We start from the raw sequence: 21,327 nt of genomic DNA on the forward strand, positions 1-21,327 counted from the left end.
TTATTCATTGATTGACAGTTGATCAAAAAGAGATTGGATTTCCTGTTGATAGTGGTCACTATCCATCGTATGGAGCATGTCCTGAGCGGATACACTAGGATGATATTCACCCTCTGCATGTTTTAAGATTGTTATGTCAGCTCCTGCATCAAGCAACTTTTTTATTATTTTGGGGCTCGACTTTCTCTCCAGGGCAATATGCAAAGGCGTTTTCTTTCTTCTGTTTTTTGCATTAACATCAGCCTGATGATTCACTAACAGCTCTACCATATCAATAAGATTCATTTCAGTAGCAATATGTAAAGGTGTATTCTTGAGGTTACCCGCTTTAATGTTAATGTTTGGTTTTGGGGTATGGGATAATAATTGAGTGACATGCTCTTTCTTGTTCAGCTCAACTGCCAGCAATAGAGGAGAGGAAAACTTTCTAGTAACCCTTCCAGGCACATCAATATTTCTGGTATTACATAATACAGTTTTAAATATTTCGATATTATCACCTAATACTGCGCAATGAATAGGAGCTAATTTTGAACCACTTCCTTTCCTATGTATAGTAATGTCGGCTGAATCCTTGAAACGCACTTTTTTCAGAGCATTTTTGATGCTGTAGTAGGTGGCAATATTAAGTAAAGGGTTGGCTTTCCGAGTTAGTTCAAAACAAAAACTGCCTTTATTTTCCATATGACTCTGAAGGAAATTCAGATGCTGTAATGGTTTTGTAATCGCTATCCGTGTAATAAAAATAACCTGTTTTCCTCGTATACATTGATCGTATGTTATTTGCAGGGAACCAATATCATGCATTGCTGCAAGCAATAGTGGTGAGGCTCCCAGTTTATCCGTCAAGGAAGCGTTCGCCTGATGATCTAGTAATAAGGTTATCATCTTATTATTATTTTTTTTGCTACAGGCATAATGCAATGGTGTTGCTCCCATAGAGTCCCTTGCATTTGGGTTGGCTTTATTTTCCAGCAATACTTTCACTGTTTCATAGCGACCCTCTTTTACTGCCAGATGGAGGGCTCGGCTTCCAATATAATTTGATATCTCAATATTTACACCCTGCGTGATTAATTTTTCCACTGTCTGCAACATACCATTGCAGGCTGCCGTCATAAGGGCCGTATTTCCATATAGGTTAGTGGTATTGAGAAATGCCAGAGGATCAGTAAGGCCTGATGAATGACTGATTAAAATATCCATAATTTTCTCATAATTATTTATGGCAGCCCATATCAGGGCTGTGCAACCCTGTTCGTCAACGAAAGAGATATTAGCTTGCCCTTGTAGCAATAATTCCACTATTTCACTATGCCCATTATGTGATGCCCATAATAAAGCAGTGAACCCATTTGGATCCACGGTGTTTACTTTTGCGCCATGCTTTATAAGCATTTTAGCCACGGGTAAGTGTCCCTTGATAGCAGCCCACATAAGTCCGTTTAAGCCACGATGATCGGTGGCCTCCAAATTGGCTTTTTTCTCAATGAGAGCCTGAATAACCTTATTATCTCCATTTTCACACGCAGCAATAAAAGGGGTAAAACCATAACCGCCTACGGCCTCAAGTTCAGCACCATGATCCATAAGTAAAACTGCAATATCCCTATGTCCATTACTGGCTGCTGCTATCAGGGGGGTGTCGCCATTGTGGTTTGGTTTATTGACTTGTGCGCCAGCTTCTATTAAAGCGGTGGCGATGTCTTTATACCCGGCCCAACAACAACCTAGTAAAGGAGTTTCACCCGTATGTGCAGAAGCATCAACATCTACTTTAACGGATAACAGTTTGCTAACAGAGGGCATATCACCGTTTACAGCTTTTCTAAATAGTACCGGAAAGCCTTCATTATCCTGTTGATCAATATCGATACCATATTCTTGTAATAAATGAATATCACTTATCATTTCAGATTCACTTTTATCAAGAGATTGGTTAATGGCTTGAATCTGACTATCTTTATTTGGCTGTTTCATTAGAATGGTTTTTGCAATATTTTTATCCTTAAAAATAAAAGATAATGAAAGTGCTGATAATTTAGAACTACTATAAACGTTGATATCTGCTCCATGAGATATAAGTGTTTGCGCTAAATCAAAAAAACCTTTTTCTAGTGCATATATTATGGGAAGTTCTCCGTCTACTTTTACATTTAAAAGCATTCCTTTTTTATTTTCTTTATTTAGCATTTCTTGAATTTTTTCCAGTCTGTTTTGTTGGGTTGCCTGTCTCCATCTATCTACTACTGCTAAAGACCTTCCTGCTTCAGAGTTGCTGATATAAAAGCATGAGAATAATATCAATAAAGTGATGTTTTTTTTTATAAACATATTAAATAAGACTCTTATGGTACTATAAAAAATAATAGATCTCGTAAAATGTAGCATAGAAAAAATGCTTAAGTACTCACGCAACCGCTAATAGATAAAAATAACTGTACGACCGTTTAATAACTCCCCATTCCAATTTGGCTATACTCATTGCCTAATATCGTTAATTTCGCTGTTGTCACGATGAAAACTGTTGATCCAGTAACCGATGTCGCTGTCATAAAAACATTGAGAGAAGCTATTCGACATGGGCCATATCCGTACCTAAGGGAAAGGGCTCATGCTATTTTACTCAGCATACGTGGTTATTCTATGAGCGAGATTGCTGCAATATTTGAAGTTCGATATCAGACAGTCTCTGACTGGATTGATGCCTGGGATGATTATGGCCTTCGCGGCTTGTACAAAAAACATGAAGGTGGAAAACCACCTATCTATACTGACCAGGAAGCACAACGCATTAGAGAGATTGTCTCCGAGGAACCTCGCAGGCTGTCTTATGTTCAAACAAAGATTGCAGAGGAAACCGGTAAGGTTGCCTCAAAGCAAACCCTGTCGAGACTTTTAAAAAAAGCTGGGACTTGTTTATAAGCGGTTTCGTAAAGCTTGCAGCCATAAGCGCGATGAGGAGCAATTCAGATGTTGCCAGTCTGCCTTGAAAGAGGCCCAATATGCTGAGGATAAAGGGCTTGTCAATCTGTTTTACTTTGATGAATCTGGTTTTAGTCAAGAGCCTTGTGTCCCCTATGGCTGGCAAGAAAAAGGCTCACAGCTAAAAATACCCTCTGTAAAAAGTAAGCGTATCAATGTGCTGGGATTTATGAATCGTGCCAATGACCTTTTCTACTACCCAGTAACAGGTTGTGTTAACAGCGAAACAGTTATCAGTGTCTTTGATGATTTTGCCGCCAGGATGGAAGAACCCAAGTACAGCTCTAATGAGCGCTATACCATCGTCATGGTGGATAATGCCAGCATTCATACCAGCAAACTTTTCAGAGAAAGAGTAATAGACTGGGCAATTGAGAAAAAGCTCTTAGTCTGTTTTTTACCAACCTATTCACCTGAGCTAAACCTGATAGAAATATTGTGGAGAAAAGTGAAGTATGAATGGCTGAACCTGCTGTCAATAATGGATTTCAAGGAATTCGAACAAGAGGTCAAACGTATATTTGATCTATTTGGTCAAAAATATCTGATTTCGTTTGAGTGACTACTTAGGAGTGCCTTTATATGGGTTTCGATTAAATCAAAAAAACATAGATAAAATCCGATAATCTTATTCCATAATAGAGTTCTCCTGAACAGCCAGGGGTGAGAAATTTCTGGGAAGTGTCAGAAAATATCCCTCACCCCAAAATACCATTAACTGTTAGCTACGGTTTCCTTTTTACCGTACCGCCCTGCAAGCCAAACCAGCCCCATGCAGCCCAGCATGATCCAGGTCAGTAAGATAAAATCATCCGCGTAAGCCATGATAGAGGCCTGACGGTTAATTTCCATGGAAAACATCGCCAGGGTGCTTTGTGGTTCCATATAAGAGGCCGCAGGATAAGCATGATAGAGCTTTTCTACCGTTTGGGGTAAAGCCTCCCGAATCCTGGTGTCGTGCAGTAGCGTCCTGTTGGTCAGCAGTGTGGCCATGACGGCCATCCCAATAGCCCCACCGAGGTTTCTCAGGATATTGAACAGACTGGAGGCATCAGCCGCTTCATGCCTGGGCATCCCCTGGGTTGTGGTGATCATCAGGGGCGTCATGATCAAGGGAAGCCCTATAGCCCTGAGTAACTGCACTAAATGAAACTGGGGCCCTGCAAAATCAGGGTTTAAATGGCCAGATAACCAAAAGCCGCTGGAAAACAGTAGTATGCCAACCATAGCCAGGTTAACAGTGCCGAACCGTTCTATTAGCTTTGGCACCATTGGCACTATGAACAGTTGCGGAACGCCCATCCACATAATAACCAGGCCAATCTGGGTGGGTGTGTAGCCATGCACCATGCCCAGATATAGAGGTAACAGATAAACGGCAGAGTAAAGGCAAAAGCCAATACCCATATTAGCCAGAGAACCCAGGCCAAAACGGGGACGCGCCATTAACCGAAGATTGATTAATGGCTGTTTGCAGGTCATCTCCCGAATAATAAAAGCAACCAGCGCTGTGGCAGAGATAAGCGACAAAAAAACAATTTCATCGGAACCAAACCAGTCCTTTCGATTACCCTCTTCCAACACAATCTGTAAACAGGCCAGTCCCACCGCCATGGTGACTATACCAAACCAGTCGCCCTGTTTAAGCGCTGCCAGGTTTGCCTTACCTTTTGGTAAACCCCTGGTTAACAGGATATACATCACTGCGCCTGGCACTATGTTAATGAAAAAGATCATATGCCAGCTCCAGCTATCCGTTAACCAGCCACCAAGCGCCGGGCCAAAGGCCGGAGAGCAAACGGCAGAGAGCGAAAACAGGGCCATGCCCTTGGGACGATCCTTTTCCGGAAGCAGGGTCATGATCAAGGTAAAAGCCAGGGGAATTAAGGCTCCACCAAACAATCCCTGCAATGCACGGAAGGTGATCATGGAACTAAGACTCCAGGATAACCCGCACAGAATAGAAAAAATGATAAACAGGACAACGGAGGCCAGCATATATCGTCTCAGGCTAAAGACGCGACACAGCCAGCCGGTCATAGGAATAATAATGACCTCTGCAACCAGGTAGGCCGTTGATATCCAGGTGCTTTCTTCAGGGCTGGCGGACAAGGCTCCCTGAATATTCTGTAATGAGGCATTGGTAATCTGGATGTCCAACACTGCCATAAAGGCAGCCAATGCCCCCCCCATAACGGCCAGCCACTGTTGCAAGCTTACCGGGGTGTTTTCCTGCTGACTATCAGCCATGATCTTTTCCACTCATAGCTAATGACTGCGGCTTTTCAGGAAGCTGATTGTTATTGGCCGTATTGAATCGGGAAAGGTCCACAGCCGCATCAAGGGTATCAACACGCACAAGGGCAGACATCCCCGGACGAAGCTTGCCGGCGAGGGCCTGCCCCTCAGGTATCATAATCTTCACCGGAATACGCTGAACAATCTTGGTGAAATTGCCGGTGGCATTCTGGGGAGGAAGAATACTGAATTCCGCACCACTGCCCGGCGCAATGCTGTCGATATAGCCTACCAGCGGCATTCCGGAAAAACTGTCCACATCAATCTCCACGGGTTGACCGGGCTTCATATGATCGATCTGGGTCTCTTTAAAATTGGCAACAATCCAAACTGTATTGAGATCCACCAGGGAAAACAGAGGAGTGCCCGATCCCACATATTCACCATTTTGTGCCAGCCTTTGGGCAATGACGCCGGCTTCCGGAGACTTGATCATCACTTTTTCCATATCCGCCCGGGCCTTATCCAGAGAGGCATTGCTGGCATCCCTGTTGGCAATGGCCTGTTGCAGCCTGGCATTGAGCACTGCTTTTTGTTTTTTGCTGGAATCCAGAGTGGCCCTGGCCTGTTCGAGCCTCGCCAAAGCGGCCTCCCGGGCGACAACAGCTGACTCACGTTCCCTTTCGGCGCTATAGCCTGAACGGGCAAGACGGGTATAACGTCTAACATCATCCCTAGCCTGTGCCAGACTGGCTTCATCAGCGGAAATGGCGGCCTCGGCCTCATGAATTAAAGAGTCTTGCAGGTTTATTTGAGCTCGAACGCTAGCTATATCCGCCAGGGTCGCCTTGGTTTTGGATTCCGCCATTTCAAGACTGGTTTGGTAGTCATCGGCCTCTATTTTTGCTAACAAAGTCCCCGGTTTTACCCTTTGATTGTCTTTAATCCAGCCCGCTTCAAGAAAGCCTGGCAGCTTGGAACTGATGATCGTTTTATCCGCCCGGATATAAGCGTTATCTGTGGTTTCAACATAGCGGCCAGAGGTAAGCCACCAATAGCCAGTGCTACCAGCCAGAGCCAGGATAAGAACAATAAGTGCAATCAGTTTTGCAGAAAGCTTTGAGGGCATAGAGATTTTTTCTTTCAAAGGGCAGGGATTGATGAATTGGCCGAAAACTGTACCATTGTTGCACCTGAATGATTAGACCCTTGAACTCAAAAACACTGTTTCGCTTGTGGAACAATAGTAATAAGTTATGCTTGACCTTAATGAGATTCTTATTTTTACCCGGGTGGTTGATTGTGGCGGCATCACCGCTGCAGCCAAACGTCTGGAAATGCAGAAGTCTACGGTTAGCCGGAAACTCACAGCGATGGAAAACCGCCTTGGGGTTCGGCTGCTATCCCGTACAACCCGTAGCCTGAGTCTTACGGATATTGGCAAGGCCCACTATGCCCGCTGCCGGGATATCATTGCTGCCTGGGAGGAGGCTGAACAGGCCCTTACAGAAATTCGCGATGAACCGGCCGGAACGCTGCGCATACTCATGCCGGTAGACCTGGGACAGCGATTGATGATCAGGGTAATCAATGAGTTTCTCCTGGAATACCCAAAAGTATCCATTGATGCGGAACTCAGCACCCGTGAATCCCGGTTGGTGGAAGAAGGGCTGGATCTTGTGATTCGCATTGGCCAGCCTGAAGACTCTTCCCTTATCGCCCGCCACCTCTTTTCTGTATCAAGGGGTCTTTATGCCAGCAAAGCGTATCTGGAAAATCACCCCCCCCCCACAGAACCTTCCCAACTTGAAAAACATGCCTGTATCAGCCTGGGGACACCACAAATGAGTCCCTGGTGGAAGCTGGAAAAAGAGGGGCAGGTGTATAAACACAAACCCACAGGTCCATTTAAAATCAATAATCTCAGTTGCAGTATGGATGCTGCCCTTGCAGGCATCGGTATCGCCTGTTTACCCCATTTTCTATGCTATGACTACACCACCCAGGGGGATCTGGTTGAAATTCTGCCCGACTGGCAAGTCAATGATGCCGATATTTATGCCCTCTACCCCCATCGCCGCTTTACCCCTTCTACCGTAAGACACTTTATTGAATTTACCCAAAAAACCATTCAATTATTGAGCAATGAAATCAGCGACACCTCACCCATAGGCTTATACTCACTCTCTTAACGCGATAATAAACTTGAGTAATATGTTATGAAGCTACCTCTGATAGGCCTGCTGGCTTTTACAGCTTCCTGCACCTCAATGTCACCGGAAAGTCTGTATTCGTCTTCAGGGTCGAATAAGGCGCATCGGGAAGCCGCAGCAAAATTATTACAGGTAAGCCATGCAGAATCCGTACTTTCTATTGCCTATGGCAAAATGGAGCAGGCCATTGCCAACCAGGTATTACAAATCAAAGGATCAACGCAAACCAAGCCCATCATTGATAAGTACACCCTGGAAATGAAAGTTGCGATGCGGGAGGAAATTAGCTGGGAGAAAATGGCACCGCCTTTAATTGATGCCTATGTACAAACCTATAGTTTACAAACCATCAGGGACATTACCCGGTTTTACCAAACCAGGGCCGGACAGGAAATGCTCAGTCATCAACCAGAGATGATCAATGCCACCGTAGAGATCATGCAAAACATGACTAAAAACTTTATACCCAAACTACGGGTCATACAGTCAGAAATGGCTAGAGAACTGACCCGGGTGAATAACATTGACACAGGCTCTTGAAAAAAAAATCGTTGTAGTGATACTTCTGTGGGTGGTTATTAAGAAAATATTATAATTGTTGCCGGATTTCCTCTGCCATATCCAGCAGTAACTGACTAAAGACTTCTACCATCTCATCGGCTGTTCCAAGTCCTGCCAGGGAAGAAGCAAACTGTTTATGGCCGATAGCCTGAACTTTATTTTTATGCTTGATAACCCAGCGCACATCCAGAACCATCCGTTGACTCTCTTTGGCTACCGACAAAACGTCTATATCAACAGTATGTTCCGGCCGTTGGCTCTGTGACCAGGGGCCTGTGGTAATAAAAGTCCCGTTCGTCAGACGGTTCAGGTTCTCAGCTGTCACCCGTGTTATAGCCCTGGATAATGGTTCCCCCCAGCGATCCAGGTCAGATTTATATAACCGAAACAAGCCGTCACTCCAAATCAGGGACTGCCGATCCATCCAGTCAGGAATAATCACCGGATTAATGCCAACAGACCCATTTGTATTGGAGTCCAGCCCTGAGGCAAGGGGTTGCAAGACATAGTAGCGATATTTTTGTACCGAACCGGAGCAACCCACCAACAGCAAACTGACCAGCACCAGGTTTATTAACGGTGGTAGCGTTTTATTCATTCTTTAACCTCCTTTCTTCCAGACCATATGGCTCCGGGTTGTTGTTCCAGCATTGCTGCCAGGGACTCAATAGCCCTGGCTGCCCGCCCGATATCCTTTGAACTTTGTTCCAGCTGGAAAAACATAGGTGATTCTGGATCCACCACATCCTGCATTTGAACAGCCACTGTCCCCATAGCTGTCAGGGAACTGTCCATTTGATGAATCACCTTATTTAACTCACTTATGGTTTCAGGCAAATGCCGGTTCATGGTTTGCGATAAAATCCGCATATCCTTTGCCATAGGCACAAACTGATCACCCATTATTTTAAAACTGCCCCCAATATCTTTGGACATTTTCTCAAAAGAGCCTATAGCCTGACCCAGGCTTATCACCAGCGTTTGTGCTTCATGACTGTCCGTCACAGCCCTAAGGTTTTTAATAACCGTTCGCAAGTCGGCAACCATCCCGGGTAAATCCATATTATCCAGATTTCTGGACAGGGATTCCAAATCACTGGGTACGGTGGGAATCTGGGGGTAATCTGTTTTTACAGTAATAGAGCGCACCTTGTTCGGGTATAAGTCCACCTCTATATACAGCAACCCGGTTAACAGGCTTTGCAACTTCAGCTGTGCTCCGAACCCCTGCTGGATCAACTGTTCAGGCAAGTTACTAGTATCTGAATGATTCTCCTGAACCACAGCATCAGGATAAATATCCACATAGACGGCGTTCAATACATTCTTATGGTCAGGATAATACCGGGCCTTTATTTGGGTCACTTCGCCAATCTTCACTCCTCTTAAAGTCACAGGAGCGCCAATGTTCAGCCCCTTGATTGAGGTGTCATAAATTAATTCATAGCGAAGACGGTCATAGCGGGAAAAGTCACCATGCCCGGTTAATACAATAAATAAAATCACCAGTGCCACAGTACCCACTACAAAACTGCCAATCAGCACTGGATTTGCTCGTTTAGTCATGCCTGTACTCCATCCGCACTTGGCTCTCCCCGGCTCAGGAATTCCCTCACCACTTGCTTTGGGCTATGATTCAGCATGTATTCAGGGGACCCCTGGTCCAGCTGCGTTTTACTGACCGAGTCCAGAAAAACCCCGTTAGTACCAATGGCAAAAATACTGGCTAACTCATGGGTTACTATCACGATAGTTGCTCCCAGGGATTCACGCAGCTGAAGTATCAAGTCATCCAGACGCCGTGCGCTTAAAGGATCAAGGCCGGCAGAAGGCTCATCAAAAAACAGAATGTCCGGATCCAGGGCAATGGCCCTTGCCAGCCCAGCCCGCTTGCACATACCGCCACTAATTTCTGATGGGTAATAGCCTTCATAACCCGCCAGTCCCACCAGAGCCAACTTATAACTGACCAGTTCCCGGGTTTCGGCAGCAGACAGGGTTGTGTACTGGCTAATGGGCAGTGCCACATTTTCTGCCAGGGTCATAGCACTAAATAGAGCCCCCCCTTGATAGGTGACTCCCCACCGCTGTCGCATTTTTAATTGATCAGTTTCATCAGCGGAAAAATAGTCTTTTCCTGCATAACAAATGGCACCGGCAGCCGGTTGATATAAACCGGTCATATGCTTCAATAGCGTACTTTTACCACAACCACTCCCCCCCATAATCACAAAGATATCCCCCTTCATAACCTGGAAGCACAACTCTTTTTGAATCAGATGGCTGCCATAACGCATTTCCAGTTTCTGTACTTTGATAACGGCAGGCTGTGACGTTAAATCAGTAGACTGCAACATCATATGCCTAATTGGTAATAAAGAATATTCAAACCCGCATCAGCCACTACCAAATATACGATGGCAGTGACCACAGCCCGTGTTGTTGCCATTCCCACCGCAGCCGATGACCGACCGCATCTCATACCCGCCTGGCAACCCGCCATGGCAATCAGTAAGCCAAACACCAGACTTTTAAAAACACCGGTGATGATATCCACCATGGTCATTGCTCCAAGCAACTGGGAAAAATACATGCGCAGAGTAATGTCCATCCCCGTAGCCACGAGCCCACCGCCCAAAATACCCAGGGCATTGCTGTAAATACACAGCAGGGGCATAGCCATGATCAGTGCCAGCATCCGGGGAATCACCAGATAGTCTATCGGCTTGATACCCAGGGTTGTCAGGGCATCAATCTCTTCATTAACCTGCATTGTACCCAGTTGTGCCGCATACGCTGCCCCTGTGCGGCCTGCCATAATCACGGCAGTCATTAATGCGCCCATTTCCCGAACCATGCCAATGGCCACTAATTTAGCCACATAAACTTCAGCGCCAAACTGCCGAAGCTGAACTGTTCCGAGATAGGCGAGAATCATTCCGGTCAAAAGGCTGATTAACGTGACAATGCCAAGTGCTGATGGCCCTGACTGCTGAAAAAAGGCGGTGATATCCCTGAGGCGGGTAGCGCTTTTACCTGAAAAAAACCGCATGTATGCTAAAAACAATTCACCAATAAACCGAAGGAAATCTGTCACCCAATCCAGTGATTGTCTGAGCCAGGGCCATGCTTGGGTGGTTTTTTCAGGTGTGCCGGCATGAATGGGAACTGCGGTGGCCAGATCCAGTAAACGACAGATTTCAGGGGGCATGGAACGGGTATTGAGTTCACAATTATGCTCAGTACAGGCCCGTGCCACTTTTAAAAGGGCCGCCATTAAGCGGGAGTCCCACTGAAGTTCCTGAGCAGCCATCAAATTGACCCTGACTGGCGAACGGGTCGCTATTTGCTGACAAAAATCATCAATAGATGGTGTGTTGTACCCTGTTTTCCAGACCCCGCTAAAGGATGCAGAAAAACTGGATCTGTCACTGTCATCCACTTTGAGGGTTGCTTCGGTCATGGTACTCCTACTGGAATAGATCAATCACTTTATCCATGATGCTCTCGATATCTTCCACTCTGGAGGGAGCCGCCAGTATGGTATCATCGCCCGCCACACAACCAAGAATCCCTTCACTCCGACCGATGGAATCAAGCAACCGGGCAATCATTTGAGCGGCTCCTGGACTGGTCTTGATAACGATTACCGCATTATTGTGGTCAATTTCCTCTATCAAATCTTTGACTGCAATATTGCTGTCCATTTTACCCAGCTCGGGAGGCAGGCAATAAACCAGTTCATGACGGGCATTTCTCGCCCTGACAGCACCCTGACGACTCAACATGCGGGATATTTTAGACTGGCTGATATTGGTAAATCCCTGCTTTTTTAGCTGGGTAACAATCTGTCCCTGGGAGCCACACCGCTCTTCTTTCAATAACTGTCGGAACGACCGGATTAATGCGTCCTGTTTGGAGTTACTCATGGCCTACTCATGATCTACGAGGGTTGCATAGTTATTCATATTTTACTTGATCTAACCGGGTTTCATGTAAGAAAATTTCGCGATTATTCTTGGTTTGCAGGTAATTTCACAGCACCCGGGGCAGTTTATGAAATATCCGGGCTAGCATATAGTGTTTACCCGGTACATTCTGTTATTTTCTACAGATTCTATTCTTCTTAATCCTTGACCTCCAAGGCATTTGACTTCCTATGTCAGAAACCTCCTCTCAAAAGAAGCCCGGAAAGTCCCCCGGGTTATTGCGATCCAGCCTTGTGGTTGGTGTTATGACCATGCTTTCCCGGGTTCTCGGGTTGGTAAGGGATGTTGTAATTGCTGGGTATTTTGGCTCAACGGCTTCAGCCGATGCTTTTTTCGTGGCCTTTAAAATCCCTAATTTCCTGCGACGACTGTTTGCTGAGGGGGCTTTCTCCCAGGCCTTTGTGCCGGTGCTATCAGAATACCGAACCAAAAGACCGTTTGATGAAGTTCGGGGGCTTGTCAGCCGGGTCAGTGGGACATTGGCGGGTACGCTGATTATGGTGACCGTCCTTTGTATGCTGGGGTCACCCATTCTGATCAAGGTCTTTGCTCCCGGGTTTCATAATGATCCTGCCAAACTGGCATTGGCCGGGGACATGTTAAGAATAACCTTTCCCTATTTATTGCTGATTTCCCTGACCGGTTTGGCCGGCGCCGTTTTAAATAGCTATAACCGTTTTGCAGTACCGGCTTTTACTCCGGTACTGCTCAACCTGAGCTTGATTGGCTCCACCCTGTTTCTGACACCATGGTTTTCAGAGCCTGTTGTAGCCTTGGCCTGGGGCGTGGTGGTGGCGGGGATATCCCAGTTATTGTTGCAGCTGCCATTCCTGCAGAAAATGCGACTATTACCTATGCCCCGCTGGGATCATCAGCATGAGGGTGTACGCCGGATCATGAAACTGATGGTGCCGGCTTTATTCGGGGTGTCCGTTAGCCAGATAAACCTGCTGTTGGATACCGTGCTGGCCTCATTTTTACAGACCGGGAGTGTCTCCTGGCTGTACTACTCTGATCGGTTGTCAGAGTTGCCGCTGGGGGTGTTTGGTATAGCCATCGCCACTGTTATTTTACCCAGCCTGTCCCGTAAGCATGCCAGTGCCTCTGCCGGGCAATTTTCTCAAACCATTGACTGGGCTATCCGGCTGATTTTACTGATTGGTGTGCCGGCTGGTGTTGCCCTGTTTATTCTTGCTGAACCCCTGATTGCTACGCTGTTCCACTATGGTGAGATGCAGGATCGGGATGTGTTGATGGCAGCAATGAGTCTCAAGGCTTATTCTCTGGGACTGGTTGCATTTATGTTGATCAAGATTTTGGCCCCCGGCTATTTTGCCAGGCAGGATACCAAAACACCGGTTAGTATTGCCATTAAGGCCATGGTGGCCAATATGGTCTTTAATCTGGCGTTGGTATTTCCCTTGCAACATGCGGGGTTGGCCCTGGCCACTACGCTGTCAGCATTTATGAATGCCGGAATGTTGTATTTGGGCCTTAAGCGCACAGGCGTTTATGTTCCCGGTAAAGGCTGGGCTAAATATGCAGTGCAAATACTGCTGGCTAACGGGGCTATGGCAGCAGTGTTGTTATGGCTTAAGGGCGATGTCAGTGTCTGGCTTGCTGCCTCTTTGATGGAGCGGGTTATCGATACAGGGGTTCTGGTGGGTTCGGGAATAGCCGTTTATGCGGGGATGCTTTTAATTTCCGGGGTACGTCCCCGTCATTTCAGACATTAAACGAAATGACCCCATGCTATAGCTGGGATATAATGCCGCCTTTTGTCAGGCATTATTGGGACGCCCGATGCAGTTGATCCGTGGATTGCATAATATAAGACAGGAGCATCGTGCCTGTGTTGCCACCATAGGTAATTTTGACGGTGTTCATCTTGGTCATAGAGCTATTCTCAAGGCACTTAAGATGGAAGCTCAAAGGAGACAGGTAAAAGCCTGTGTTATAACCTTTGAGCCCCTGCCCCATGAACATTTTAACAGTGGTGAGGTGCCTGCCCGGCTGATCACTCTTCGTGAGAAACTGTTGTTGCTCGAGCAATGTGGCATTGACCAGGTGCTGTGCCTTCCTTTCGGTGACCGGCTGAGTAATATCAGTGCTGAAGACTTTGTCCAAAATATTTTGGCTGATGGTCTTGGAATACACTATCTGATCGTAGGTGATGATTTTCGTTTTGGTTATGGCAGGAAGGGCAACTTCAGTCATTTATGTGAGATGGGTAAACAGTGCGGTTTTGAGGTCAATGATACCGAGACCGTGACCCAGGGCTGTGGGCGTATCAGCAGCACTCGCATACGCGACCTGTTAAAGAGTGGCAACCTGAAATCTGCCGGCCAATTGCTCGGTGGCCCGTTTACAATGGTTGGCAGGGTACGCCCCGGTCAACAGTTGGGGCGCACACTGGGTTTTCCAACAGCAAATATTCGTGTAAAACACCGGATTTTGCCAATGACCGGTGTATTTGCCGTTCGGGTCAAAATGAAAGGAGCCGCCTATGACGGGGTGGCCAACCTGGGCGTAAGGCCCACAGTGACTTCAAGCAGGCCCTTGCTGGAAGTTCACTTGCTGGACTTCAGGGGGGATCTGTACGGTATGGATCTCACGGTGGAATTTATTGAAAAACTCCGGAGTGAGCAAAAATTTGCTTCTCTTGATGCCCTGCGTACCGCTATTGCCGGCGATGTGGAACAAGCCCGTGGTATTTTCGGGAGAAAACGCAATTAGGCATTCCGGTCAGGACCCATTGCGATGTCCCCGCTGTCTGACTTAAACATTGCTCACGCTCAATGATGTGAAGAGATTCTGGTAAACAACTATGTCCGATTACAAACATACATTAAATTTGCCGCATACTGAGTTTCCTATGCGCGGCAATCTGGCCAAGCGCGAGCCGGAAATGCTCAAGCGTTGGTACGACATGAATCTCTATGAAGAAATTCGCAAGATTAGTAAAGGGCGTAACAAATTTATTCTGCATGACGGCCCTCCCTATGCCAACGGTGATATCCATATCGGTCACGCCGTCAATAAAATCATCAAGGATATTATCGTCAAGTCCAAGGGGTTGAGTGGCTTTGATGCGCCCTATGTTCCCGGTTGGGACTGCCATGGCCTGCCCATTGAGCATAAAGTGGAGACTATGATTGGCAAGGCCGGGGACAAGGTGGATTTCAAGACCTTCCGCAAAAAGTGCCGTGAGTATGCCCTGAAGCAGGTGGATGGCCAGCGGAAAGATTTCAAGCGCATGGGAATTTTTGGTGAGTGGGATACCCCTTACCTGACCATGAACTTCCAGACTGAAGCCGATATCATCCGGGCACTGGGTAAAATTGCGGAAAATGGTCACCTGGTCAAAGGCTACAAGCCGGTTTACTGGAGTGTGGTGGGTGGTTCTGCCCTGGCTGAGGCTGAGGTGGAGTATCATGACAAGACCTCAACCCAGATCGACGTGCGTTATGCGGTGATTGATCAACAGGCTGTCGTGGATGCCTTTAGCTTTGAATCGTCCTCCCATAAGGGCGAGGGTGAGGTGGCCGCTGTTATCTGGACCACCACTCCCTGGACCATCCCTTCTTCCCAGGCTATTGCCATTGGCGCTGATGTGGACTACGTCCTGGTGCAATGCAGCGTCAATGGGACACCTGCCCGCTTGATCCTGGCAGAAGCCCTGGTTGAGAGCGCCATGACCCGCTATGGTGTGGAAGAGTACCGGATTGTAGCACGGGCCAAAGGTTCAGCCCTGGCAGGCCAGAAGGCATCCCACCCATTCTATGACCGGGTCGTTCCGTTTATTCTGGGTGACCATGTCACCACTGATGCGGGTACGGGCTGTGTTCATACCGCACCGGATCATGGCGTTGATGACTTTAATGTGGGTCGGGCTAACGGTATCGGAACATTAAACTATCTGGATGATAACGGTATCTTCCGCAGCCAAGTGGAGTTATTTGCCGGAGAGCATGTTTACAAGGTCGATCCTAAGGTGATTGCCGTCCTGGAAGAACACGGTCGTCTATTAGCCCAGGAAAAACTGACTCACAGTTATCCCCACTGCTGGAGAACCAAGACGCCTCTGATTTTCCGGGCGACGCCCCAGTGGTTTGTCTCCATGACCAAAGAAAAGCTGCTGGATAATGCCATGGCTTCCCTGGAAGATGTCCAGTTCACACCAGACTGGGGACGCAACCGTATGGAGTCCATGCTGGGGCAGAGTCCTGACTGGTGTGTTTCCCGCCAGCGCACCTGGGGAGTGCCCATCGCCCTGTTTATCCATAAGGAAACGGAAGAGCTGCATCCTGAAACTGCCAGCCTGATTGAAAAGGTGGCTGTGAAAGTGGAAGAGCAGGGCATGGATGCCTGGTTTGACCTGGAACCTGCCGATCTTCTCAGTGCAGAGGATGCTGAAAATTACGTCAAGGTTACTGATACCCTGGACGTATGGTTCGACTCCGGTGTAACACACTTTTCTGTACTGGATCGCCGTGAAGAACTGCGCTCACCTGCGGATATCTATGTTGAAGGCTCTGACCAGCATCGGGGCTGGTTCCAGTCATCACTGAAAACCGGCATTGCTATTAACGGTGTGCCTCCCTATAAACAGCTGTTGACCCACGGTTTCACTGTGGATGCCAATGGCCGGAAAATGTCTAAATCCCTGGGCAATGTCATTGCGCCCCAGAAAGTGTTTGACAGCCTGGGCGCTGATATCCTGCGTCTGTGGGTAGCGGCTACGGATTACAGTGGCGAGCTGACGGTATCCAACGATATCCTCAAGCGGACAGCAGACAGTTACCGTCGTATTCGTAATACGGCACGCTTCCTGTTGTCTAACATCAACGGCTTTGACCCGGCAAAAGACCTGGTGAAGTGGGATGATATGCTGTCCCTGGATCGCTGGGCTGTAGATCAGGCTCATCGCCTCCAGCAGGAAGTAGTAGAAGCTTATGATCGTTACAGTTTCCTGAATGTCTATCAGAAAGTTCACAACTTCTGTGCCCTGGAAATGGGTGGTTTCTATCTGGATATCATTAAAGATCGCCAGTACACCACTCAGCCGGATAGTCTGGCTCGGCGCAGCTGCCAGACCGCCATGTACCATATCCTGGAAGCCTTTACCCGCTGGATTGCACCTGTGCTCAGCTTCACTGCCGATGAAATCTGGCAGGTTATGCCAGGCGAGCGTAGCCAGTCTGTATTCCTGGACACCTGGTATGAAGGACTGCACTCTCTGGCCGGTGATGAAATGGGGCATGAGTACTGGGAAGCGGTGATGGCTGTTAAAACTGCCGTGAACAAGGCACTGGAAGAAGCGCGTAGTGAAGGTGCTGTTGGTGCGGGTCTTGAGGCAGAAGTTACCTTGTATGCGTCTGCTGAATTAAAAGAGCAGCTGCAAAAGCTGGATGAAGAGCTGCGCTTTGTCTTAATCACCTCCCGTGCAGATGTTCGTGACCTGGCTGAGGCGGTTGATGCTAAAGAGACCGAACTGGAAGGTTTGAAGGTTGCTGTAGTTAAGTCCAGCCATGAAAAATGTTCTCGCTGCTGGCATCGTCGCGAAGATGTGGGCAGTCATGAGGAACATGGAGAACTTTGTGGTCGCTGTATCGACAATATCGAGGGAGAGGGTGAGCAGCGACAGTACGCCTGATTGACCGATTTGCTCTAAATAGCATTTAACTAAGGCAGTGGTATTAATCCACTGCCTTTTTTAGATACGGAATAAAAATATTAAAGGGTACTTGTTAATAATATAAGTGCTCCCGGGGGATCAGCTAGCTTTAAATCACTGTTGTTGACAACGATGGAGTTTGCTGTGATGTATAAGAAAACGACAAACCTTTTTGCAAAGGTCTTATTGGGTTGTTGTCTTTTGGCTACTTATTCTGGTACGTGGGCTTCGCCTGAGGAGGAGCTTGATAAGGCTTTATTGAAAGGTTTAGGAGACGGTGCAATAGCTTTTAAAGAAATCAATTATGAATGGGATGGAGGTAAGCGATGGGTGCAACTTGTTGATGAAAGATGGAAGATATCTGAGGATTTTGAAACAGAGATGGGTAAGTGCAGCACTAACCTGGCTGGTTTTGCTTTTGAGGAACCGGCAGGTAGTGATTTCCCTAAGCGTTTCGAATCAGAAGGGCGGCGTTTAATGACCCTATCAGGAAGGGATCCAGAGAAGGATACCGTTTCAGAAGAAGAGAGTTTTGCATTATTGGCATATTTATCTTACGTTCCGCCTGGGTGCCCGATATCAGAAATTACAAACTATAAAAATAAAGACATTCTTGCCAGTCCTTTACGGTTTATTCCTCTTACTTACTGGGATATGGCTTACAAGGAAATGCATGAAAACCCTACCGGTTATAATTTTTTACAAAGATTAAATTCCGGGAAGACGCCAACTGATCCGGGTAAAATAGATCGTAAATTATGCTTCGAAATTAGAGGTATTGGTGAAGCTTATGTTTCCGCCACTACAATGAAGATAGTCAGGTTTAAAACTGTGTCACCTGAAAGTTTGCCGACTGAACAACACATGGTTTTTCCTGTGAGTACAGATAAAGTGGTGGAACGGCTTGTACCTGTCATTTCATTTTTGACGGGTTGTGGGGGGGGGAACCCTCTGGATGACCTTATGGAGCTAGATAAGTCTTTAAATTTTCCAGCCGTTGAATCTTTGAAGGATAAAGTTACAGAGGCCGTTAATGTCTATTGTTCTGAAGATGGAGGGAAAACGGTAAAAAGTCTTGAAGCGCTTTTAGCGCTGGGTGCCTGCGAGCTGGATCGGGATTTAAAGGCTCTCTATAGGCTGGCGATGCTTGATATTTATCTGAGAGATCCAGGAACCCTGTATGGATTTAAAGGTTTCAGAGACTTTAATGATATTATAAGCATGTATACTGGATCAGAGCTGAAACAACCACTGTATTTTATGAGGGATGCTACTCCCGCAGAAAGAGCCACTGTTGCAAGAGAGAACCTGTCTAAGGACAGAGAACTTAGGAAGAGGATGGTAGACCCTCAGAGCTAAAGCATAGTTTAAAACTAAGCTATAAGGGTTCCTTTTTCTTCTAAAAGGCACTGCCCTTCTGGGTGGTGCCTTTTATATGATATACAGACACTTTTTAAGCTGCCTTGTTCAAGTCTTTGTTTATATTTGAACACGGTGCCACGTAGTCATGGTCTGAGTGTTTTCTCTGATAGCTATAAAACGTATATTTAAATGTAGCTTGCTAAGTATCCTCTGAAGCTGGGAAGTACACTGTACTTTTTAAACCTTCTATTACGCGGGTTACCTGAACTAATTCAGCTCACCTCACCTCACTGCTTTGTACCTTCTGGTTATTGGTTACAAGTCATGCCTTACCAGGCACCCCAAAATTCCCCAGAAAACTACCACCCAACTGCTAATTCCTAGTTTATTTCGGTAAGTGGCAATTTTCATAGTATTCATAACAGGCATACTATCCCGGATATTTCATAAAGCAGCAGGCTGTCCATTCAATTTTGACTTTTCTGTGGGGGCTGCTGTTTTATCACTCTGTGACTAAAGGTCTTCAGGCTCCGACTACACCAATCTGAACATTTAACGATCAATTCTGCTTTTTTAGGCCGAATGAATACTCCAAACGTCTCTCATCTGGTTATTATTTAGGCGGGCTAAGCGTTGTGGAGGCTGCTACCCAGGCCGAGGCAACGGCATTTGATAAAATATCTCTGTTACATGCTGCAAAAGCTTCTTGAATGGGCAGCTGCTGGGTAGGTGCAGTTTGATCCGATCCTTGTACTCAACCACCTTAACCGCTACTTTGCAGAGTTTTGTGATTACCGTTGATGGCTGGGCTTTCTCCAGTTCCGTTCCTTTCAAAGCCTTGGTTCTCAGCTCGTAATGCAGAACGTAAGCCGCACAGGCATAAAACAGTCTCAAGTGATTGGCCAGAAAGGTCTGGTCTGACAGTCTGTCACCGGACAGATCACTTTTCAGGTGCTTAATGAAATTCTCATCCTGCCCTCTTGGGCAGTACAGATCCTCATAAATCACCTCTGGGGAAGCCTCTTTGATTGAGGTGACAATAAAGCGGGGATTGTCGCCTTTCTCGTTAACCTCTGCCTTATAGATTATCCGGGTATCGAGCCCTTTCCAGCTTTTAGCCTGATACTCGGCCTCACCGTACAGCCTGAGTCGTTCTGGCTCAGGCATATCGTTCAACTTGGCTAAGGCTGTTTTAACCTTGAAAGCTCGACGAGCCTCATCTAGCAACTCTTTGGCTTTAGGGCGTAAGGCCGTCTTGTGACCGGCACCTTTACCCAGCACATAATCAGCATGAGTATTAGCCTGAACAACATGCATTAACTCAGGTTGAGCAAAGTGGCTATCCCCGCGCACCAGCAAATGGGTTTTTGGCCACCGTTTACGGATAAGCTTGATGACACGCTTGATAATAGCGGCATTTTCCCTGCCTGTTGGCGTTTTGCCTGGACGGAGGATGGCAGTAATCAGCTTGCCACTGAGACCTTCAAAAATCAGCAAAGGCAGATAACAGTAGTCCTGATATTTGGCATTAAACAAATTCATTTGCTGCGATCCGTGGGTAATGGCCGGTGTGTGATCAAGATCGATCACGATAGCCATAGGTGGCAAGTCATAACTGGCGATAAAATGATGCACAAATGCTTCAGCCATTTGATAGATATCTTTGCGCCGCATGGACTTCCCGAGCCGTGTGTAGGTGGGAGATGAAGCCAGGTGGTTATCATCATCCAAAGGGTTTCGTCCGGTAGCCAGCTTTAACATGGGGTCTTTACGGAGGCGGTTGCTGTCGTTGGCATCCTCATAACCGCAAGCCATTTGCAAAATTCGCTGAACCAGGAGGTTTTGCAGAGAGTGGTCAATGTAGGATGGGTGACGCTTGTCATCAATGGCCTGGGTCAGTCTGGAAATAAGTCCGCTATGCAATATGGTTTCCCGTAACAGCAGAGCCCCAAAATCTGAAGATAACTCTCCACCATTGAAGTCCGCACGGATAGTTTTACCATTTGAAGGATGAAAGCGAAGCTGCTCTTGTGTAGATTGGGTCATGGCAAGTTCCGGTTTGCTTTTTCCGAAGCATTTTTTTGTCAATCCAATCGTACCAACAGATTGGACGGAACTTGCCTTTATTTATGAAATATCCGGGCTATCCCTGCTTTTGCCTTAAAAGTTCAGCTTTCGGGGTGGAATATGGCGGGAACAGTCAATATATTGTAATGAAATCAAGAGTATTTCATTCAGGTTTTGTCCGGGCTTTGGGTTCGGTTGACCTGGTGGCTGTTTATTATTGGCCTCTGACATTGAC

17 protein-coding genes are annotated in these 21,327 nt (G+C 46.8%); 8 read left to right on the plus strand and 9 right to left on the minus strand.

Annotation, left to right across the window (positions count from 1 at the left end; genetic code table 11):
* Complete coding sequence (locus tag MJ595_RS12975) at nucleotides 1-2,334, minus strand: ankyrin repeat domain-containing protein (protein WP_263078334.1); 2,334 nt, start codon at nucleotides 2,332-2,334, stop codon at nucleotides 1-3.
* Between the two features lie 183 nt (nucleotides 2,335-2,517).
* On the opposite strand from MJ595_RS12975, the gene MJ595_RS12980 reads away from it, so the two are divergent.
* Both MJ595_RS12980 and MJ595_RS12985 read left to right on the plus strand, forming a co-directional pair.
* Nucleotides 2,518-2,925, plus strand: coding sequence for a helix-turn-helix domain-containing protein (locus tag MJ595_RS12980; protein ID WP_263078176.1), 408 nt, complete (start codon nucleotides 2,518-2,520; stop codon nucleotides 2,923-2,925).
* On the plus strand, nucleotides 2,909-3,547 hold the full coding sequence (locus MJ595_RS12985) for an IS630 family transposase (protein WP_263322441.1): 639 nt from the start codon (nucleotides 2,909-2,911) through the stop codon (nucleotides 3,545-3,547). The genes MJ595_RS12980 and MJ595_RS12985 overlap by 17 nt, the downstream gene beginning before the upstream one ends.
* A gap of 152 nt (nucleotides 3,548-3,699) precedes the next feature.
* On the opposite strand, the gene MJ595_RS12990 is transcribed toward MJ595_RS12985, so the two are convergent.
* Complete coding sequence (locus tag MJ595_RS12990; RefSeq protein WP_263078336.1) at nucleotides 3,700-5,235, minus strand: DHA2 family efflux MFS transporter permease subunit; 1,536 nt, start codon at nucleotides 5,233-5,235, stop codon at nucleotides 3,700-3,702.
* Nucleotides 5,228-6,352 carry an HlyD family secretion protein gene (locus MJ595_RS12995; protein ID WP_263078337.1) on the minus strand — a complete coding sequence of 375 codons (1,125 nt, stop codon included), beginning with the start codon at nucleotides 6,350-6,352 and terminating at the stop codon, nucleotides 5,228-5,230. The genes MJ595_RS12990 and MJ595_RS12995 overlap by 8 nt, the downstream gene beginning before the upstream one ends.
* Before the next feature lie 127 nt (nucleotides 6,353-6,479).
* On the opposite strand from MJ595_RS12995, the gene MJ595_RS13000 reads away from it, so the two are divergent.
* Nucleotides 6,480-7,415: a LysR family transcriptional regulator gene (locus tag MJ595_RS13000; protein WP_263078338.1), complete on the plus strand. Its 936-nt coding sequence runs from the start codon at nucleotides 6,480-6,482 to the stop codon at nucleotides 7,413-7,415.
* A 27-nt stretch (nucleotides 7,416-7,442) separates the two neighbouring features.
* A complete protein-coding gene (locus MJ595_RS13005; RefSeq protein ID WP_263078340.1) occupies nucleotides 7,443-7,976 on the plus strand; it encodes a DUF2059 domain-containing protein in 534 nt (177 codons plus the stop codon).
* Nucleotides 7,977-8,025: 49 nt separating this feature from the next.
* Here the strand turns inward: MJ595_RS13005 and MJ595_RS13010 are convergent, their stop codons facing one another.
* Genes MJ595_RS13010 through argR form a run of 5 tightly spaced genes read right to left on the minus strand, consistent with a single transcriptional unit; the run spans nucleotide 8,026 to nucleotide 11,926 of the window.
* Nucleotides 8,026-8,595 (minus strand): PqiC family protein, encoded by a 570-nt coding sequence (locus MJ595_RS13010; protein ID WP_263078341.1) that lies wholly within the window; start codon nucleotides 8,593-8,595, stop codon nucleotides 8,026-8,028.
* Complete coding sequence (locus MJ595_RS13015) at nucleotides 8,592-9,563, minus strand: MlaD family protein (RefSeq protein WP_263078342.1); 972 nt, start codon at nucleotides 9,561-9,563, stop codon at nucleotides 8,592-8,594. Before MJ595_RS13015 ends, MJ595_RS13010 begins: the two co-directional genes overlap by 4 nt.
* Nucleotides 9,560-10,357, minus strand: a complete 798-nt coding sequence (locus MJ595_RS13020; protein ID WP_263078343.1) for an ATP-binding cassette domain-containing protein — start codon at nucleotides 10,355-10,357, stop codon at nucleotides 9,560-9,562. The genes MJ595_RS13015 and MJ595_RS13020 overlap by 4 nt, the downstream gene beginning before the upstream one ends.
* Nucleotides 10,354-11,460 (minus strand): ABC transporter permease, encoded by a 1,107-nt coding sequence (locus MJ595_RS13025; protein WP_263078344.1) that lies wholly within the window; start codon nucleotides 11,458-11,460, stop codon nucleotides 10,354-10,356. The genes MJ595_RS13020 and MJ595_RS13025 overlap by 4 nt, the downstream gene beginning before the upstream one ends.
* A gap of 7 nt (nucleotides 11,461-11,467) precedes the next feature.
* Nucleotides 11,468-11,926 (minus strand): transcriptional regulator ArgR, encoded by a 459-nt coding sequence (argR, locus tag MJ595_RS13030; protein ID WP_263078345.1) that lies wholly within the window; start codon nucleotides 11,924-11,926, stop codon nucleotides 11,468-11,470.
* Nucleotides 11,927-12,156: 230 nt separating this feature from the next.
* Here argR and murJ point away from each other — a divergent pair, with 230 nt between their 5' ends.
* The 4 genes from murJ (at nucleotide 12,157) to MJ595_RS13050 (ending at nucleotide 19,022) form a co-directional block, all read left to right on the plus strand.
* Entirely contained in the window at nucleotides 12,157-13,722 is a 1,566-nt protein-coding gene (gene murJ, locus MJ595_RS13035; RefSeq protein ID WP_263078346.1) for a murein biosynthesis integral membrane protein MurJ, read from the plus strand.
* Nucleotides 13,723-13,789: 67 nt separating this feature from the next.
* Nucleotides 13,790-14,722 (plus strand): bifunctional riboflavin kinase/FAD synthetase, encoded by a 933-nt coding sequence (gene ribF / locus MJ595_RS13040; RefSeq protein ID WP_263078347.1) that lies wholly within the window; start codon nucleotides 13,790-13,792, stop codon nucleotides 14,720-14,722.
* Nucleotides 14,723-14,813: 91 nt separating this feature from the next.
* Entirely contained in the window at nucleotides 14,814-17,642 is a 2,829-nt protein-coding gene (gene ileS, locus MJ595_RS13045) for an isoleucine--tRNA ligase (RefSeq protein ID WP_263078348.1), read from the plus strand.
* A gap of 165 nt (nucleotides 17,643-17,807) precedes the next feature.
* Nucleotides 17,808-19,022, plus strand: coding sequence for a hypothetical protein (locus tag MJ595_RS13050; protein ID WP_263078349.1), 1,215 nt, complete (start codon nucleotides 17,808-17,810; stop codon nucleotides 19,020-19,022).
* A 648-nt stretch (nucleotides 19,023-19,670) separates the two neighbouring features.
* Here MJ595_RS13050 and MJ595_RS13055 read toward each other — a convergent pair.
* Nucleotides 19,671-21,071, minus strand: a complete 1,401-nt coding sequence (locus MJ595_RS13055) for an IS1380 family transposase (protein WP_263322433.1) — start codon at nucleotides 21,069-21,071, stop codon at nucleotides 19,671-19,673.
* Nucleotides 21,072-21,327 lie beyond the last annotated feature (256 nt).

Origin of the sequence: Endozoicomonas sp. Mp262 (assembly GCF_025643335.1) — a bacterium.
In the GTDB taxonomy this organism is placed as follows: Bacteria; Pseudomonadota; Gammaproteobacteria; order Pseudomonadales; family Endozoicomonadaceae; genus Endonucleibacter.